The following is an 18188-nucleotide window of genomic DNA, read 5'->3' on the forward strand; positions in this document are numbered from 1 at the left end:
GTAATATATTTTCGTTATGAGTTGTGAAATTGCATAACACTTACGGGGTGTGGCTCAGCTTGGCTAGAGCGCTTGATTTGGGATCAAGAGGTCGCAGGTTCGAATCCTGTCACCCCGACTATAAGCGGGTGTAGTTCAATGGTAGAACTCCAGCCTTCCAAGCTGATCACGTGGGTTCGATTCCCATCACCCGCTTTTTAATTTTATAGAATCCTATAAAGTTTGAGTCTGTAGCTCAGTTGGATAGAGCAACGGCCTTCTAAGCCGTGGGTCGGGGGTTCGAATCCCTTCAGGCTCGTTTTTCTATATCTGAATATATTCATATAGAAGTAACACATTATGGTGGGTATAGCGCAGCTGGTTAGCGCGCCAGATTGTGGCTCTGGAGGCCGTGGGTTCGAATCCCATTACCCACCCTGATCATTTTTAAATGATGGGCTATCGCCAAGTGGTAAGGCACAGCACTTTGACTGCTGCATTCGCTGGTTCGAGTCCAGCTAGCCCAGTTCTTGATAATTATATAAGGGTGTGTAGCTCAGGTGGTAGAGCACTTGACTTTTAATCAAGTTGTCCGGGGTTCGAATCCCCGCACGCTCATTATGCGGATGTGGCGGAATTGGCAGACGCGCTAGATTTAGGTTCTAGTGTCTACGACGTGCAGGTTCAACTCCTGTCATCCGCAGTATTTTTTTTGCTCAGCAAAGAAAATTAAAATAAAATGAAAAAAGTTCTTGACAATTACAACAGAACGTAGTAAAATATATTTTGTTGTGAGCGACAAAAACACATAACACTTACGGGGTGTGGCTCAGCTTGGCTAGAGCGCTTGATTTGGGATCAAGAGGTCGCAGGTTCGAATCCTGTCACCCCGACTATAAGCGGGTGTAGTTCAATGGTAGAACTCCAGCCTTCCAAGCTGATCACGTGGGTTCGATTCCCATCACCCGCTTTTTAATTTTATAGAATCCTATAAAGTTTGAGTCTGTAGCTCAGTTGGATAGAGCAACGGCCTTCTAAGCCGTGGGTCGGGGGTTCGAATCCCTTCAGGCTCGTTTTTCTATGTTTAAACATATTATTATATATAGAAGCAATACATTACGGTGGGTATAGCGCAGCTGGTTAGCGCGCCAGATTGTGGCTCTGGAGGCCGTGGGTTCGAATCCCATTACCCACCCTGTTATTTTGCTTATTTTACAAGATAATCACATAAGGGTGTGTAGCTCAGGTGGTAGAGCACTTGACTTTTAATCAAGTTGTCCGGGGTTCGAATCCCCGCACGCTCACTTGCTAGAAGAGATATGATTTTAAAGAAATTTAGGATTATGTCTCTTTTTTGATATATATATTAAAAAAACGAATAACTAGACTAAATAGTATCTCCCACAAATTAAACACTCCGTTATAGCCAAAAACTATATCAAACTAAAAGAAATACATATTTTACAAATTCCTAACGCACTGTTATACTAAACTCAATCAGTTGAAACAATAACACACAAATAAAAATAACAGAAAGATTATGAGGTGAAAAATATGAGAAAAGAAAAGTTAAAAAAAGCCTTAGCATTGGCATTAACAGGAGCAGTTATCATCGGAGCATTCGCAGGATGCGGAGCAAAGAAAGACAGCAGTAGTGATACAAAGAAAGAAGAAACAAAGAAGATCGTCATCGGAGCAAGTCCATCTCCACATGCTGACATCTTAAAAGTAGCAAAGAAAGAATTAAAAAAAGAAGGATACGAATTAGAGATCAAAGAATACTCTGATTATGTACAGCCAAATACAGCACTTGAATCTGGAGATTTAGATGCAAACTATTTCCAGCATAAACCATATTTAGATGATTTCAATAAAAAGAAGAAGACACATTTAGTTTCTGCTGGAATGATTCATTATGAACCATTTGGAATCTTTCCAGGAAAAACAAAGACTTTGAAAGATTTAAAGAAGGGTGCAACAGTTGCAGTTCCTAATGATACAACGAACGAAGCAAGAGCATTATTATTATTACAGGATCAAGGACTGATCAAATTAAAAGATGGTGCCGGATTAACAGCAACAAAGAAAGATATCGTAGAGAATAAAAAAGACTTGGCGATCAAAGAAATCGAAGCAGCTCAGATTCCAAGATCTTTAAAAGATGTTGATATCGCAGTTGTAAATGGAAATTATGCATTACAGGCAGGATTAAAGGTAAATAAAGATGCTTTAGCAACAGAAGATGCTGATTCTGTTGGAGCAAAAACATATGGAAATATCGTGGCTGTTAAAAAAGGAAATGAAAAATTAGCAGCAACAAAAGCTCTGATCAAAGCATTAAAGAGCGATACAGTGAAAAAATATATCAATGACAAATATGATGGAGCCGTTGTACCTCTGTTCTAAGAACAGGAGAAGATGAAAAACTATAAGTAATTTATGGAAGAAGCAAGAAATTATTGAAAAAATCAACTGAAATTGTTATGATGAAGCTATTGTCTGTCAGAAAACTGATGGATAATAGCTTATCTGATTCTTGGAGAACTATATAAGATCTGAGAATTATAGTAAGATAATGAAAGAAATATAGAAAGGATAAAGTCATGATTGAATTAAAAAATATAGATGTAACCTTCAAAAATGGCAGTCATGAATTCAAAGCGGTTGATAATGTAAGCTTAAAGATCAACAAAGGAGAGATCTTTGGAATCGTAGGACCAAGTGGTGCAGGAAAGAGTACTCTGGTACGTGTGATCAATCTGTTACAAAGACCAACTAATGGGGAAGTGATCATTGAAGGATCAGACATTACAAAATTTAATCGAAAACAATTAAGAAAAACCAGATTAAATATTGGAATGATCTTCCAGCATTTTAATCTGATCAGCGGATCAACAATTGCTGAAAATATAGCATTTTCATTATATGCAAACGATTATCCAAAAAATAAGATCAAAGACAGAGTTAAAGAACTCTTAGAGATCGTACATCTTCCAGAGAAAGCGGATGCATATCCAGCAAACTTAAGTGGTGGGCAGAAACAAAGAGTTGCGATCGCAAGAGCTTTAGCAAATAATCCAGATATTCTGTTATGTGATGAAGCAACATCAGCCTTAGATATTGAGAATACAGAAGAGATTGTGGAATTATTAAAAGAGATCAATGAAAAAACACATATTACGATCGTATTTATCACGCATGAGATGGATGTGGCAAAGAAATTATTTGACCGTATCGCATTTATGGAAGACGGACAGTTAAAAGAAGTGACAGATATTTATTCTGCATTTGCAGATCCAAAGTCAGATATCGCAAAGAGTCTGGTACAGAGAGTTTTAAATGTAGAAGTACCAGAAGGATTAACAGCCAAACCAAATGAAGAAATTGTTCGTTTAAGCTATACAGGAGATGATTCTTACGATCCTGTGATCAGTGTTGCCTCTAAGAACTACGATATCACGATGGATATTATCAATGGTAAAGTTGATTATATCAGAAATAAACCATTTGGTATGCTGATCGTAATCTTACGCGGGGAAGATGAAGAACGTAAGAAAGCATTAGAATACATCAGCAAGAATGTATACAAATTAGAGAGGCTAGGAGGAAGATAGTATGAATCAAACAATGGAAATCATTCAGTCAGAATTTGCCCAGGCATCCTTTGAGACCTTTGAGATGGTATTGATCTCCATGATCGCAGCAGCAATCTTTGGAACAATTTTAGGACTGGTCTTACATTTAGCATCAAATCCGATTTTTTATAAAAACAAGGTTGTTAACGGAATTGCGGGAACGATCATCAATGTGATCCGTTCATTGCCATTTATTATTTTGATCATCGTATTACAGCCATTAGCAAGATTGGTTGTAGGAACAAGCATTGGACCAATTGCAGCATCTGTGTCACTGGCAATTGCAGCGATCGCATTTTATGCAAGACTGGTAGAAGGTGCTTTCAGTGAAGTTGATAAAGGTGTGATCGAAGCAGCGGTTGCAACAGGAGCTGGTATGCCGCTGATCATCCGCAAAGTTTTATTTGTAGAAGCAACACCTGCGCTGGTACGTGCATTAACTGTTACATTTGTAAGTGTTATTGGATATTCTGCAATGGCAGGAGCTGTCGGTGGTGGTGGAATTGGTAATCTTGCCATCATGTATGGTTATAACCGTTATGAGACAGGGGTGCTGATCATTACCGTTGTTGCATTGGTTATCATTGTTCAGGTAGGACAGTGGATCGGGGATAAGATTGCACTGAAACTTACAAGAAAATAAGGGTAGCTAAAATAAAAATAAGAAATTTTCGTATCAAAATAAATATTTTCTTTTCTTCTGGACAGAATATAAGTATCAAGATGTTAAGAAGAAAAGGAGATACAATATGAAAAAGACGATGAAGCTTGCAAGTTTTATTTTTGCATTGACTTTGGCAGTGTCTGTAGTTTTGACTGGATGTGGGAATGGAAGAAAGGATTCTACAACAAAAGGTACAACAGAGAATAACAATGCATCCAATACGACAGAAGATAATTTGGTAGATGATGCAGAGGATGCCGTTGATGATGTGGCAGACGGAGTCGGTGATGCCGTTGAAGATGTAGCAAATGGATTTGATAATTATGATGATGCACACGATTATTTACTAAATCGCCTTCAGACAGATGATAAGGATGGAAAATATGAAGTACGCAACGAGACAAGAGATGAGCAGGAATATAAAGATGGAGCCAGTGGATATCATTTTGAGATTTATGATGCAAATGATGATTCTGGGAAGAAATACGGAGATTTTTATGTAGATAAAGACAATGGAAAGATCTACAAACGAAATACAAAAACAGAGAAATTAGAAGAATACAAGAAATAAAGAAAAAGGCACAGGGAGATTTAATCCTGTGTCTTTTTTGTTGTATAAAAAACGTAAGAAAAATTTAAGAAAAAAATGATAGACAGATTTAATACTTTTGTTGTTTAATATTCAAAGAGGGATTCAGCTGCAAATGCAGCGCTTTGTACAATAAGGATAAAAGGAGTAAGTTATGAAAGCTATGAAACTACTTTATCGCATATCAAATGGTATGGTATATGCGATTTCTTTTGTGATACTCGCAATTCTCACAATCAAGAATCTAATATTTTCCACTTATGTTATGAATATTAAGGAACATATCCGCATCCGCAATACAAATGTATGGATGACAGCAGTTTTTATGATCGGGCTGGTTCTTTTGTTTTACCTGTTATTTAAATTTTCGGAAAGAATCGATGAGAAAAAACTGTTTTTATTTTTTTCTGTGATATATCTTGTGGCAGGAATTTATATGATCATAAATATAAATTCTGTATTAAGATATGATGCATTGTCTGTTCATAAAGCATCCATTGCAATCCATCATGGAAAATTTACAACAATGGATATGGGGCATTATATGTACAGATACCCACATCAGATTGGATTTCTGATCTATGAATATATATTGGGATTTATAAGCCATGATGCAAAGCTATTATTTGGAATGAATCTTGCAGCGATTTTTGGAATTAATTTTTTCATATATAAGATTACAAAAGAAATATTTAATGACCAGCATAAGGTTAATTTGACAGCAATTACTTTAAGTTTTTTATTTCTGCCACAGTTTTTCTTCCTGACATTTGCATATGGATTGATTCCGGGATTTTTTCTTCTGACAGTTGGAGTTTTTTATCTATTTGCCGCAGTCAGGACAAAGAAATGGAAAGATATGATCCTAAGCAGTATTTTTCTTATGCTAGCAGTACTTATGAAGAAGAATTTTATTATTGCACTGGCAGCGTGTCTTTGTTATCTTTTTTTACATTATTTAAAAGAACATGATAAAAATATCTTAAAGATGATGGTATTATTTGTCATAGTATTTGTTGCAGGTAAGATGATCATGACGGTTGGATTTGAAGTAGCGACTGGGAAAAAGATAAATAAAGGAGTCCCAAGTATCTTGTGGGTCGCGATGGGAACAGATCCTGATAATCATGTTCGTTCTGGAGGATGGTATAATAAAAAATTTATCGATGTATATGTAAGCAATAATTACGACAGAGAAAAAGCAGCGAAGCAAGGAGAAAAGATGGTATCTGGATATATTAAACAGTATAAAAGACATCCTAAGAAGGCTTGTGAATTTTTTAGCAAAAAGCTTACAACAACATGGACAGATCCATTATATGAATCTATTTTTTCGGGGCCTAAGGCAGCGGCAGGGCAGTATGTGAAAACAAAACAGCTGCATCACCTGTTCAATGAAGAAAAACATGATACATATCTTTATACGGGAATGAAAGCATATATAATTTTACTTTTGGCAGCGGTGTGGATCTTTGTGATAAAGTATTTAAAAGAATATGATAAGGCAGCATTTGGACTGATCTTTTTGACCGGTGGATTCTTGTTCCATTTGTTCTGGGAGACAAAGGGGCAGTATGTATATCCATATATTTTTATGCAGATACCGACAGCTGCTTATGCAGTCACACGTTTTTATGAGAAGATTTCGGCAAAGGCTAAATAAGAAATTAAAATATATGAATACAAACTCAGAGTATGAAAGCGGTACAGGAAATTATTCCTGTGCCGTTTTTAATGCATTTTTAACTGCCTGTTTTAATAATGTATTTGTATACTGGCTCTGGCCATCAAATTTAATTTCATCGATACTGTTTACTTTTGGAAGCTGTTTGTTGATTTCATTTAAAGATGGTTCGACCAGAGGATACATGGTTTTTATGGATTTATTTAAATGCTTCAGGGAAACATGCTTTGCTTTTCCGTTCTTCACTGTAACTTGAAGTTCTAATTCATTTTCGCCAAGTTTTAATGGAGAGGTATAGACTCCTTGTGCGTAACCGGAAGTTTCTTTTGATTTTTTTGATGATTTATGTGATGGTATAAACATAAAGACCAGAAGCAGGATCAAAAGGATTCCAAGCAAAATAAAAATTCCGGTGTAAATAAGTTCCCGTGCTTTAAATACGACGATTTTCGTTTTTGATGACATAGTTATCCTCCTAAAAGATTCTATCTCTAATTTATGCATAAGCAGCTGTGTTTAGAACATCTTTACGGGAAATAAAGGATAGGATATAATAAAATAATATAAAATGGAGGAAAAGATATGGCATTACAGTTTATATTAGGATCGTCAAGATCTGGGAAGACAGATTTTATTTATGAGCAGATGATCAAAGATTCCATGGAACATGAAGATGAGGAGTTTTTCTTCCTTGTACCTGACCAGTCAACACTCAATGCACAAAGACAGCTTGTACAAAGACATCCACGCCATGGAACATTTAATATTGATGTGGTGGGATTTTTTAGATTGACTTATCGTATATTTGAAGAATTATCCTATATTCCAAAAGATCTGCTGGAAGATGAAGGAAAATCCATGGTAATAAGAAAGGTCATGGAACAACACAAAGACGAGTTAAAGGTTTTTTCATCCAGTATGAAGAAACAGGGATTTATTGATGAATTGAAATCATTTTTTGCAGAAGTATATCAGTATGATGTTTCAATGGAAGATTTAAAGAAGACGATGGATATAATGAAAGAAGAAGGCCTGCGTTCAAAGATGGATGACATACTTCTTGTGATGGAGAAATTTGAAGATTATATCAAGGAACGCTATTTGATCTCGGAACAGCTTTTAGATGTGCTGGCACAAAAGATGGATCGATCACAAAAGCTTAAGGATGCGACGTTTTATCTAGATGGATTTACAGGATTTACACCGATACAGAGAAAGGTTATTGAGAAACTTTTAAGGATAGGAAAAAATGTCTATGTAGGACTTACTTTAGATGGGCGTTATGTAAGAAGCAGATACCATGAATATGAATTGTTTGCCATGTCAAAGAAGGAAAAATATGAATTGATCAAGCTTGCACAGGAGGCAGGAACGCCTGTTATGCCAGATATCATATGCTGGCCGGATGGAAGAGATTCTAAGGAATTAAGACATTTAGAGCAAAATATCGAACGATATCCATATGAAACATACGACGAGGTACCAAATGACATAAAAATCCGTTGTTTTATGAATCCAAGGCAGGAAAGCAGGGCGGTGGCAAATGAGATCGAACGTTTTGTAAGAGAAGAAGGATATCGCTACAAAGATATTGTTGTACTGACCGCGGATCTTGACAGTTACCAGAATGAACTGGAAAAGAGTTTTGATGATCTGCATATTCCATATTTTGTGGATGTGAACCGCAAGTTATTAAATAATCCTTGTATTGAGACACTTCTTTCTGTCTTGAAGATGATTCAGAAAGATTTTTCCTATGATATGGTATTTCGATATTTAAAATCGGGATTTTCAAATTTTACGATGGAAGAAGCAGATTTTCTGGAAAATTACGTGCTGGCATGCGGAATTCGTGGTTTTGCAAGATGGAACAGACCGTTTGCTTCAAAACTTTTTTCTGATGAAGAGAGACAGAGAGCGGAAGAATTAAGAATTCGTTTTATGGAAGAAGTGAAAGATCTAAAGACTGGATTAAAGCGCAGGGGAAGTACCGTAAAACGCAAGCTTATTTATTTGTATGAATTTCTGGAAATGCTTGATGTCGAAGGAAAGATGGCAAAGAAACAAGAGATGTTTGAAGAAGAAGGAAATCTGATTCAGGCAGCAACTTATGCGAAAGTATATGATCAGGTCATTGATCTGTTAGAACAGATGGCAGAAATTTTAGGGGAGGAAAAGCTTTCTTATGATGATTTCTTAAGTGTTCTTGAAAGTGGATTGGAAGAAATGCAGATTGGAGTGATTCCGCCAAGTCTTGATCAGATTGTGATCGGGGATATGAAACGAACAAGGACAGAGGAAGTAAAGATCCTATTTTTCTTAGGTGTCAATGAAGGTGTGATTCCAGCTGCAAATGATGGCGGAGGAGTAGTCAGTGACTATCAAAGAGAGATTCTTCAAAGTTACGGGATCGGTCTTGCACCGGGAGCAAAAGAGTCTGCATATATGGAACAGTTTTATTTATATCTTACAGTGTCAAAACCAACTGACCGCTTGTATGTATCGTATCGCATGATGGAAGCAGCAGGAAATAACAATCGCCCATCTTATTTTATCGAAAGAATCTTAAGAATTTTTCCAAAATTAAAAATTTCAATGGAGGAAGAAGAACAAAAGACTGGGTACACAAAAGAAGAAGCATTAGATCAGATGATCCTTTGTCTGCAAGATCTTGATCTTACGGAGAATGAGGATTCGGATAAAATGAAATGGATGCAGACATTATATTATGCACTGAAGGACTTGAAACCAGTTACAGATTATGTGGATGCAAGATTTTATACGAATCAGGCACTTCCGCTTAGCAAAGAATTGATCCATGATCTTTATGGAGATACGATTTCTGGAAGTGTAACAAGAATGGAGAAATTTGCTGGATGTGCATTTTCACATTTTATGCAATATGGACTTAGACTTCGTAAACGACTGGTACATGAAATTCTGCCGACGGATATGGGAAAAGTCTTTCATAAGACAATGGAGCTGGTCGGAAAACGCAGCGACTGGAAGTTCGTAGATGATGAGTCAAGAGATGAATTTGTAGATGCTATGGTAGAACTGGCAGTTACAGATGTTCAGAAAGAATTGTTTGAAAGTAGTCATAGGAATGAATATGTCTTGGAACGTATGAAACGAATCTCTAAAAGAGCTGTGTGGGCAATGGAACAGCATATTAAGAGAGGAGATTTTACACCAGAAGAGTACGAAATTGCGTTTGGTGAGGAAAATCATCTGGATTCTATGACGTTTGCATTAGAGGACGGAGAGAAAATGATTTTTTCCGGTGTGGTTGACCGCATGGACAGCGTGGAAGATGAAGAAAATAAATATTTAAAGATCATTGATTATAAATCAGGAAAGCAGAAGTTTGATTTTGCAAAGATTTTTCATGGACTACAGATGCAGTTGATCATTTATATGAATGCTATGATGGAATTGTATGAGAAGAAAAGTGGTAAGAGAGTCTATCCGGCTGGGATGTTTTATTTCCATATGGATGATCCGGTTGTCAATGTGGAGCATGAGAGGGAAGCGAACGACAAGATTTTGAAAGATCTTAAGATGAGTGGTGTTGTCAATGAAGATTTTCAGTTGATCGATCATATGGAACATACGGGACCAGAAGGATATCTGACATTACCGGTCAGAGCAACAAAGTCAGGATATGATAAGCGATCTTCTATTTTAAATACAACGCAGTTGTTAAATCTTGGGAAATATGTAGAGAAGAAGATGACGGATCTTGGAAATTCATTGATGCATGGTGATATTTCCATTAAACCATATGAATATGAAGGAAGAAAACCATGCGAGTATTGTGAATTTAAAAATATCTGTGCTTATGAAGAAGGTGTTGATCAGGTGGAGAAGATCAAGAAAATATCACTAGAGGAGGGAAAACATGCCTTGGACGAAACAACAGCAGAAAGTCATTGATCAAAGAGATGCCGACATTTTAGTATCTGCTGCAGCAGGTTCCGGAAAGACGGCAGTCTTGGTAGAACGTATCATACAAAAGATCACAGATGACAAGCATCCGATCGATGTAGATCATCTGCTAGTCGTTACATTTACAAAAGCGGCAGCAGGAGAGATGAAAGAAAGGATCATGGCAGCACTTGATGAGAAAGTAAGAGAGTTTCCGGGGAATCAGCATTTTGTGAAACAGCTTTCTCTGATCCATAAAGCACAGATTACAACGATCCATAGTTTTTGTATGAATTTAATCCGTGATTATTTTTATGTGCTTGGCATTGATCCAAGCACAGCACCGGGGGATGAAGGAAGATTATCAGCAATCCGTCAGGAAGTGTTGGATGACTTGTTAGAAGAGGCTTATGAGAAGAAAGAAGAAGATTTTATTAATCTTATTGAATCTTATTCTCCGGGTAAAAATGATAATATCATCAGCGAATATATCTTAAAATTATATCAAAATGCACGAAGTCATAGAGAGCCTTTTAAATGGCTTGATCAGGCAGAAGAAAACATATCTGTTGAGACATTAGAACAATTTGAACAGGCACCATTTATGAAGATCATTTTGAGGGATGCAAGGATTTCAATTGATGGTGCGTTAAACCTGATAAAAGAAGCTTTAGAATTGTCACTTTCATCGGGAGGACCATATTTTTATGAGAAAACATTCCGAAAAGATCTGGAAATCGTAACAAAGATCAGTGAGGCACAGACATTTTCAAAGTTGTGTGAAGTTTTTGTAAAGATTGAAAAGCCAAGACTTTCCGGGCGTAAGAAGAAAACAGATGAGATTGATGAAATGCTGCAGGAACAGTGTAAATTGTTAAGAGCACAGGCGTATGGTCTGCTCGATGATTTAAAGGCTGCATATTTTTATGAGAATGAGTCAGAGATTTTTCATGAATTAAAGAGGATCAAAAGTCCAATCAGGGGCCTAATACATCTGACAAGAGAATTTATGATGCGTTATGATGAGAAAAAGAAGAACGAAAATATCATGGACTTTGATGATATGGAACATTTTGCATTGGATCTTTTGATCGATCATTATGATGAGCAAGGTAATCCGGTACCAAGCAAGATCGCAAAAGAAAAATCAGACGGATACGAAGAGATTTATATTGATGAGTATCAGGACAGTAACTATATTCAGGATGCGATCTTACGAAGTGTTTCAAAAGAAGCAGAGGGTGGACATAACATGTTTATGGTAGGAGATGTCAAACAGAGTATTTACAGTTTCCGCCTGGCAAGGCCGGAGTTGTTCCTTGAGAAATATCATGGATATCAGCAAAAGGGAGAAGAATATCAATTGATCGAACTGCGAAACAACTTTCGAAGCCGCAGTGAAGTTCTTACCTTTGTTAATGATGTATTTTACCAGATCATGCATGAAGATCTTGGAAACATTGAATATACGAAAAATGTTGCTCTTGTTCCAACGATGGAGTTTGAACAAGGATGTGATGCCCAAACAGAGATCTTACTTTTAGAATCAAAGGAAGTAAAGAATTCAGAGGAAGATGCCGTTGTTTTGGAAGCAAGAATGATCGCATCAAGGATTCACGAGATGGTAAATGGAGAAAAACCGATGATGGTTACAGGAAAAGATGAAGAAGGCAATACCATTTTAAGAAAAGCAAGATATAGTGATATAGTGATCTTGCTTCGATCTATGAAAGGGAATGCTGAAGTGATTCAGAAAGAATTGATGGATGCAGGCATTCCTGCATTTGCGAATAGCCAGAAAGGATATTTTGATACTGTGGAGATCCGGACACTGCTAAGTCTGCTTTCTGTCGTTGATAATATTTATCTGGACATTGATCTTGCAGCGGTCTTAAGATCGCCAATGATCGGAATGTCAGAGGAAGAACTTGGACGATTGAAAGTTGATGGTGGGAAAAATTCACTTTATGAATGTCTTTGTGAAACAAAAGAGAGCATAAAAGGTTCTAAGAAAGCATTACAACTTCTTGAACTTTTAAGGGATGCCAAAACATATCTGTCATTAACACAGCTGATCTGGCTCGCACTAGAAAAGACCGGATATTATTATTATGCAGGTGCAATGCCACAGGGAAAGAAGCGACAGGGAAATATTTTGATGCTTATTGAACAGGCAAAAACGTTTGAAAGCAGTCAGATCAAAGGATTATTCCATTTTGTGCGATTTATGGAACAGTGCAAGGAGTATGATATGGATTATGGTGAGGCAAATACCATGAGTGAGGATCAGGATCTTGTGCGTATTTCAAGTATTCATAAGAGTAAGGGATTGGAATATCCAATCGTATTTGTCTCAAAGATTCATCAGAAATTTAATTTAAGAGATGCAAATGGAAGTATGATCTTCCATGGAGATTATTTTATCGGGGCAGATCATATTGACCCAATTCGAAGGACAAAAAAGAAAACGATCTTAAAAAATCTGATCAGAAACCAGATGAATCAGGAATCTTTAGGGGAAGAATTAAGAGTCCTTTATGTTGCGATGACAAGAGCAAAGGAAAAACTGATCCTTACAGGAATAAAGACAGATGATATTATGTGGCATGACCAAGAAGATGTCACAGCGATTAATCTTTTGAATGGAAGATGCTATTTTGACTGGATCAAGAAAGCACTTCCAAAGGTTCCTAAAGAAGACTACAGATTGAAGATATATACACTTGAAGATCTTTTGTGGCAGCAGGAAGGAAATGAACTTCTGCATGAGATGAACCGACAGATTTTTTATGAACGTCTGAAGGATCAGATTCCAAAAGATAAAGTAAAAGAAATGAAAGACAAATTTGATTATCATTATCGCAATGAGACAGAGACAAAAGGACGTTTAAAATATTCTGTATCTGAGATCAAACGTATGAGTCAGGCAGCGGATAAGCAAGAACGGCTGTATACATCCGTTCATCAGGAAAAGGAAAAAAGGGTTCCTGCATTTATCAAGAAGAATGAAAAGATTTCAGCGACATCTAAAGGTACCGTGATTCATAAGGTGCTTGAACTACTCAATTTTTCCAAAGATCACACGATGAAAAGTTTAAATGAAGATATCAAAGAATGGATCGATCAGGGAAAATTAAAAAAAGAATATGATAAAGTGATCTATCGAAAAGAAATTCTTGCACTTACAAACTCACAGCTTGGAAAACGTATGAAAACAGCAGATCAGAAAAAAAGATTGTATAAAGAACGTCAATTTGTAACAGGAATACCATTTTCAGATATGAACCAAGAGGCAAAAACAGACGACTTTGTTGTTGTTCAGGGTATCATTGATGCGTATTTTGAGGAAACAGACGGGATTGTGCTGGTAGATTACAAGACAGACAGAGTTAACGAAGGAGAAGAACATATTCTGATCAATCGATACCATGCGCAGATGGAATCTTATAAACAGGCATTAGAGAAGATCACAGGGAAAAATGTAAAAGAAATCTATATTTATTCTGTGACATTACAAAAAACGATCACAGTTCATGTATGAAATTTCTGATTTGTCATACGCTAAGAATAAATGACAAATCAGAAAGGAAGAAACATGATGCCAAAGGAAAAAGATTTTATTGAAAAGACATTGGAAGAAATGAATGAAATAGAGCGGTTAAAATATGAGACTGCCGTAGAACTTGGTTTGTTTGACAAGCTAAAGAAAAGTGGATGGAAGTCATTGTCAGCAAGTGAGACAGGGAGACTTGGCGGGGTCATGAATCGTAAGATAAGACAAAGAAACCAGAAAGAGAAATGAAATTAAGATACGAAGGGAAGTTAAAATGAGCAAGTCATGTTTTATAGCAGTAACAAACAGAAGTTTATGTAAACGTCCATTTTTTGATGTGATGGAAGATCTCTCAAAAAAAGACATTAAAACAATTGTTTTAAGAGAGAAAGATTTAAAAGAAGAAGACTATTATGAGATTGCAAAGAAATGCCAGGAGATTTGTGAAAATCACAGTGCTTCGCTTACAATTCATAATTTTGTCAATGTTGCAAGAAAACTTGGAATCAAAAAGATTCATCTTTCATATCCTGTATTCTTAAAAGAGGCAGGAAATTTGACGGATTTTGAATCCGTCAGTACATCAATCCATAAACCAGAGGAAGCATTGAAAGCACAGGAGCTTGGGGCAGATTTTGTGTTCGCGGGACATGTGTTTGCTACAGATTGCAAGAAAGGTTTGCCACCAAGAGGACTTGATTTTTTAAGAGATGTTGTAGGAGCAGTTGATATTCCGGTTTATGGAATTGGAGGGATCAATGAAAAAAATATCGAGCAGATCATGGAATGCGGGGCAGCAGGTGGCTGTATGATGTCTGGATTTATGAAATAGTTTTGTGTTAGGATTTTGTTCAGTATCGAACAAAAAATTGAAATTGGAATTTATTTATGCTAAGATGAGAAGAAGTAGCTTTTGAAGAAGGTAAGGACATAAGATGAAGATAACAAAGTATTTGACAAAACCAATTTCAAAAATTCTCAAATTTTTATTACGCAGACTGGTGTTTGTTACAGTTGCGATTATTTTACAGCTTATCTGGATGACCTATTTGTTTATTGTGATCGGAGAATATTCCAAAATAATTGAATGGATTTTCCGTATTTTCAGCATTTTTGTGGTGATCTATATTGCAAATAAAGATGATAATCCGGCATATAAACTTGCATGGACGATACCAATTTTGCTTTTTCCGATCTTCGGAGGATTTTTATATCTTGTCCTTGGAGATAAACAGCCAGCGAAGAAACTACGTTTGAAACTGGAGAAATCTATTCATGATACGGAATTTTTGCTAGGGCAGGATTATGGAGTTATGGAACATCTGGAACAGGAAGATTATCAGGTGGCAGGCCAGGCAAAATATATTGATCAGTATGGTGGGTATCCAATTTATGAGAATTCGGATGCAAAGTATTATCCGTCTGGGGAAGAGATGTTCGATGAATTGATTGAAGACCTTAAGAAGGCAGAACATTATATTTTTATGGAATTTTTTATTGTTTCCAAAGGCTATATGTGGGATACGATCTTAGAAGTTTTAAAAGAACGTGTCAATGATGGGGTTGAAGTACGTTTTATGTATGATGACGTAGGATGTGTGGACCTTCTTCCTTACAAATATTATAAAGAACTTGAACGTTTCGGAATCATAGCTATGGCATTTAATCCGATCAAGCCATTTGTATCAACAGCATGGAATAACAGAGACCACCGAAAAGTTGTTGTGATCGATGGACACACAGCCTATACAGGAGGCCTTAATTTAGCAGATGAATATATTAATAAGATCGAGCGATTTGGATATTGGAAAGATGCAGGACTTAAGGTAACCGGAGATGCAGTCTGGAATTTTACGGTCATGTTTTTACAGGTATGGAATGCAATTCGTAAGACAGATGAAGGCTATGGTGCATTTTTGCCACATAAGCATTATGAAGAAGCATTTCAGGGAAAAGGATTTATTCAGCCATATGCAGATAATCCATTAGATCATGAGATCGTTGGAGAGAATGTGTATTTAAATATCATCAATACAGCGAACAAATATGTTTATATCTATACGCCATATCTGATCATTGATAATGAGATGATCACAGCACTTTGTCTGGCAGCGAAACGAGGAGTAGATATAAAGATCGTGACTCCTGGAATTCCAGACAAGAAAATGGTATTCTGGTTAACACAGTCTTATTACAGACAATTAGTAGAGGCAGGAATTCATATCTATGAATATACGCCTGGATTTATTCATGCAAAATGTTTTGCAAGTGATGATAAAGTGGCAACCGTTGGAACGATCAATATGGACTATCGAAGTTTATATCTGCATTTTGAGAATGGCGTCTTTATGTATAACAACGATGCAGTGATGCAGGTAAAACATGATATGGAGAAAACATTTGAGATCAGCCAGAGGATCACAAAGGAGATGTGTCAGGGAAGTTTAAAAAAGACATTGGCACAAAGTGTGTTGAGATTACTGGCCCCATTATTATAAGAGGATGAGATGGAAAGTTACAAAGATTTTGCAAGGGTGTATGATGAATTTATGGATCAGACACCATATGATGAATGGCTTTTAAACATTTTAAATGTTTTTAAAGAATATAAGATAAAAAAAGCTGCACAAGTATTAGATCTTGGGTGCGGAACAGGAAAAATGTCACGAAGACTTGCCAGAGAAGGATATCAGGTAACAGCTGTTGATAACTCTATGGATATGCTGGAGATCGCAGCGAGTGAAGAAGATGATCATATTTTGTATGTATTACAGGATATGGTATCTTTAGAACTTCCACAACAGGTTGATGCAGCAGTAAGTATTTGTGACTGTATGAATTATATTCTTGAGGAAGATGATCTAAAAGAAGCATTTAGAAGGGTTAAGAGATTTTTAAAAGAAGATGGTGTGTTTATATTTGATATGAACAGTCATTACAAATACAAAGAAATTCTTGCATGCAATACATTTGCGGAAGACCGTGAAGATGCAAGTTTTATCTGGGATAATTTCTATGATGAAGAAGATAGGATCAATGAATATCAGCTGAGTCTGTTTATTCAGAATGAGGAAGGTACATATAATAAGTACGAAGAATTACATTTGCAAAAGGCTTATGAGGAAGGGGAGATTACGAGACTTCTTCATGAAGCAGGATTTTCAACTATTCGAGTTCTGGATGCAGAAACGATGGGTGAGGTAAAAGAAGATACACAACGATTATATTTTATTGCAAACTGAAAGGGAAAAAGATGAACGATTATATTATCAGAGGAACAGCAGCAAATGATCAGGTACGTTTCTTTGCTGCATACACAAAAGATGTCGTAGAAACAGCAAGACAGAAACACAATACAAGTCCGGTAGCGACAGCAGCACTTGGAAGATTATTAACAGCAGGAGCCATGATGGGAAGTATGTGCAAGAATGATAGTGATGTGATCACATTACAGATTCAGTGCAGTGGACCAATCGGCGGCTTGACGGTTACCGCAGATTCCAAGGCAAATGTGAAGGGATATGTCAATAATCCAGGTGTCATGCTTCCACCAAGCAAAGAAGGTAAATTAGATGTTGGAAAGGCTTTAGATCTTGGTGTTTTAACAGTTATTAAAGATATCGGTTTAAAAGAGCCATATTCTGGACAGACACATTTAGTATCTGGAGAGATTGCAGAAGATTTAACTTATTATTTTGCAGCAAGTGAACAGATCCCGACATCTGTAGCATTAGGGGTTTTAATGAACAAAGATAACACAGTTCGTCAGGCAGGCGGATTTATCATTCAGATGATGCCGTACGCCGAAGAAGAGACGATCAGTAAGCTAGAGAAGAAGATCGCAGAATTTAAGTCTGTGACTTATGCCTTAGAACATGAGCATACACCAGAGAAGATGATGGAAGATCTCTTAGGTGATATGGATATGAAGATTTATGAGAAAGTTCCAACACAGTTTCATTGTAACTGTTCCAAAGAAAGAGTAGAAAAAGCAGTGATTTCTGTTGGAAAGGATGAGATTCAGAGTATGATCGATGATGGAGAGCCGATTGAAGTAAACTGTCATTTCTGCAATACACATTATCATTACAGCGTTGACGACTTAAAGAGAATGTTAGAAGAGGCAACACATTAATTGTCGCAAGGGAATCGCAGAG

General features: G+C 36.6%; 13 protein-coding genes and 12 tRNA genes. 24 read left to right on the plus strand and 1 reads right to left on the minus strand.

Annotated features, from left to right (window positions below; translation table 11 throughout):
• Positions 1 to 43: 43 nt before the first annotated feature.
• The 17 genes from OCV53_RS07450 to OCV53_RS07530 all read left to right on the plus strand — a co-directional run bounded on the left by OCV53_RS07450 (position 44) and on the right by OCV53_RS07530 (position 6530).
• Positions 44 to 118 (plus strand) — tRNA-Pro (locus OCV53_RS07450).
• A 6-nt stretch (positions 119 to 124) separates the two neighbouring features.
• Positions 125 to 195 (plus strand) — tRNA-Gly (locus OCV53_RS07455).
• A gap of 29 nt (positions 196 to 224) precedes the next feature.
• Positions 225 to 298, plus strand: a tRNA-Arg gene (locus OCV53_RS07460).
• 44 nt (positions 299 to 342) lie between these two features.
• Positions 343 to 416 (plus strand) — tRNA-His (locus tag OCV53_RS07465).
• 18 nt (positions 417 to 434) lie between these two features.
• Positions 435 to 506 (plus strand) — tRNA-Gln (locus OCV53_RS07470).
• An 18-nt stretch (positions 507 to 524) separates the two neighbouring features.
• Positions 525 to 597, plus strand: a tRNA-Lys gene (locus OCV53_RS07475).
• Between the two features lie 4 nt (positions 598 to 601).
• Positions 602 to 682: transfer RNA gene (locus OCV53_RS07480), tRNA-Leu, on the plus strand.
• Positions 683 to 797: 115 nt separating this feature from the next.
• Positions 798 to 872 (plus strand) — tRNA-Pro (locus tag OCV53_RS07485).
• Between the two features lie 6 nt (positions 873 to 878).
• Positions 879 to 949 (plus strand) — tRNA-Gly (locus tag OCV53_RS07490).
• A gap of 29 nt (positions 950 to 978) precedes the next feature.
• A tRNA-Arg gene (locus tag OCV53_RS07495) sits at positions 979 to 1052 on the plus strand.
• Between the two features lie 48 nt (positions 1053 to 1100).
• Positions 1101 to 1174: transfer RNA gene (locus OCV53_RS07500), tRNA-His, on the plus strand.
• 36 nt (positions 1175 to 1210) lie between these two features.
• Positions 1211 to 1283: transfer RNA gene (locus tag OCV53_RS07505), tRNA-Lys, on the plus strand.
• 250 nt (positions 1284 to 1533) lie between these two features.
• The gene (locus OCV53_RS07510) at positions 1534 to 2385 is read left to right on the plus strand and encodes a MetQ/NlpA family ABC transporter substrate-binding protein (RefSeq protein WP_055197439.1); all 852 of its coding nucleotides are present in this window, start codon (positions 1534 to 1536) and stop codon (positions 2383 to 2385) included.
• 197 nt (positions 2386 to 2582) lie between these two features.
• Positions 2583 to 3593 carry a methionine ABC transporter ATP-binding protein gene (locus OCV53_RS07515; protein ID WP_055197441.1) on the plus strand — a complete coding sequence of 337 codons (1011 nt, stop codon included), beginning with the start codon at positions 2583 to 2585 and terminating at the stop codon, positions 3591 to 3593.
• A gap of 1 nt (position 3594) precedes the next feature.
• A complete protein-coding gene (locus OCV53_RS07520) occupies positions 3595 to 4257 on the plus strand; it encodes a methionine ABC transporter permease (RefSeq protein WP_055197443.1) in 663 nt (220 codons plus the stop codon).
• A 106-nt stretch (positions 4258 to 4363) separates the two neighbouring features.
• Positions 4364 to 4849: a hypothetical protein gene (locus OCV53_RS07525; protein WP_022375059.1), complete on the plus strand. Its 486-nt coding sequence runs from the start codon at positions 4364 to 4366 to the stop codon at positions 4847 to 4849.
• Positions 4850 to 5021: 172 nt separating this feature from the next.
• A complete protein-coding gene (locus OCV53_RS07530) occupies positions 5022 to 6530 on the plus strand; it encodes a glycosyltransferase family 39 protein (RefSeq protein ID WP_055197445.1) in 1509 nt (502 codons plus the stop codon).
• 51 nt (positions 6531 to 6581) lie between these two features.
• On the opposite strand, the gene OCV53_RS07535 is transcribed toward OCV53_RS07530, so the two are convergent.
• Complete coding sequence (locus tag OCV53_RS07535; RefSeq protein WP_022375057.1) at positions 6582 to 7016, minus strand: hypothetical protein; 435 nt, start codon at positions 7014 to 7016, stop codon at positions 6582 to 6584.
• Between the two features lie 117 nt (positions 7017 to 7133).
• Between OCV53_RS07535 and addB the strand changes: the two genes are divergently transcribed.
• The 7 genes from addB (at position 7134) to hslO (ending at position 18166) form a co-directional block, all read left to right on the plus strand.
• Positions 7134 to 10487: a helicase-exonuclease AddAB subunit AddB gene (gene addB / locus OCV53_RS07540; RefSeq protein ID WP_055197447.1), complete on the plus strand. Its 3354-nt coding sequence runs from the start codon at positions 7134 to 7136 to the stop codon at positions 10485 to 10487.
• The gene (addA, locus tag OCV53_RS07545; RefSeq protein ID WP_055197449.1) at positions 10453 to 14019 is read left to right on the plus strand and encodes a helicase-exonuclease AddAB subunit AddA; all 3567 of its coding nucleotides are present in this window, start codon (positions 10453 to 10455) and stop codon (positions 14017 to 14019) included. Before addB ends, addA begins: the two co-directional genes overlap by 35 nt.
• 54 nt (positions 14020 to 14073) lie before the next feature.
• Positions 14074 to 14280, plus strand: coding sequence for a small, acid-soluble spore protein, alpha/beta type (locus OCV53_RS07550; protein WP_022375054.1), 207 nt, complete (start codon positions 14074 to 14076; stop codon positions 14278 to 14280).
• 25 nt (positions 14281 to 14305) lie between these two features.
• The gene (locus OCV53_RS07555) at positions 14306 to 14863 is read left to right on the plus strand and encodes a thiamine phosphate synthase (RefSeq protein ID WP_055197452.1); all 558 of its coding nucleotides are present in this window, start codon (positions 14306 to 14308) and stop codon (positions 14861 to 14863) included.
• 103 nt (positions 14864 to 14966) lie between these two features.
• Positions 14967 to 16529: a cardiolipin synthase gene (gene cls, locus OCV53_RS07560; RefSeq protein ID WP_055197454.1), complete on the plus strand. Its 1563-nt coding sequence runs from the start codon at positions 14967 to 14969 to the stop codon at positions 16527 to 16529.
• A 9-nt stretch (positions 16530 to 16538) separates the two neighbouring features.
• Positions 16539 to 17273 carry a class I SAM-dependent DNA methyltransferase gene (locus tag OCV53_RS07565; protein ID WP_055197456.1) on the plus strand — a complete coding sequence of 245 codons (735 nt, stop codon included), beginning with the start codon at positions 16539 to 16541 and terminating at the stop codon, positions 17271 to 17273.
• Positions 17274 to 17284: 11 nt separating this feature from the next.
• A complete protein-coding gene (gene hslO, locus OCV53_RS07570; protein ID WP_055197458.1) occupies positions 17285 to 18166 on the plus strand; it encodes an Hsp33 family molecular chaperone HslO in 882 nt (293 codons plus the stop codon).
• The last annotated feature ends 22 nt before the right edge of the window (positions 18167 to 18188 follow it).

The organism is Anaerostipes amylophilus (assembly GCF_025567365.1).
In the GTDB taxonomy this organism is placed as follows: Bacteria; Bacillota; Clostridia; order Lachnospirales; family Lachnospiraceae; genus Anaerostipes; species Anaerostipes amylophilus.

Bases quoted from the DNA above. Each gene is read 5' to 3' on its own strand.
- OCV53_RS07555 (WP_055197452.1), top strand. From the start codon at position 14,306: ATGAGCAAGTCATGTTTTATAGCAGTAACAAACAGAAGTTTATGTAAA.
- OCV53_RS07525 (WP_022375059.1), top strand. From the start codon at position 4,364: ATGAAAAAGACGATGAAGCTTGCAAGTTTTATTTTTGCATTGACTTTG.
- OCV53_RS07550 (WP_022375054.1), top strand. From the start codon at position 14,074: ATGATGCCAAAGGAAAAAGATTTTATTGAAAAGACATTGGAAGAAATG.
- cls (WP_055197454.1), top strand. From the start codon at position 14,967: ATGAAGATAACAAAGTATTTGACAAAACCAATTTCAAAAATTCTCAAA.
- OCV53_RS07510 (WP_055197439.1), top strand. From the start codon at position 1,534: ATGAGAAAAGAAAAGTTAAAAAAAGCCTTAGCATTGGCATTAACAGGA.
- OCV53_RS07530 (WP_055197445.1), top strand. From the start codon at position 5,022: ATGAAAGCTATGAAACTACTTTATCGCATATCAAATGGTATGGTATAT.
- addA (WP_055197449.1), top strand. From the start codon at position 10,453: ATGCCTTGGACGAAACAACAGCAGAAAGTCATTGATCAAAGAGATGCC.
- OCV53_RS07515 (WP_055197441.1), top strand. From the start codon at position 2,583: ATGATTGAATTAAAAAATATAGATGTAACCTTCAAAAATGGCAGTCAT.
- addB (WP_055197447.1), top strand. From the start codon at position 7,134: ATGGCATTACAGTTTATATTAGGATCGTCAAGATCTGGGAAGACAGAT.
- OCV53_RS07565 (WP_055197456.1), top strand. From the start codon at position 16,539: ATGGAAAGTTACAAAGATTTTGCAAGGGTGTATGATGAATTTATGGAT.
- OCV53_RS07535 (WP_022375057.1), bottom strand. From the start codon at position 7,016: ATGTCATCAAAAACGAAAATCGTCGTATTTAAAGCACGGGAACTTATT.
- OCV53_RS07520 (WP_055197443.1), top strand. From the start codon at position 3,595: ATGAATCAAACAATGGAAATCATTCAGTCAGAATTTGCCCAGGCATCC.
- hslO (WP_055197458.1), top strand. From the start codon at position 17,285: ATGAACGATTATATTATCAGAGGAACAGCAGCAAATGATCAGGTACGT.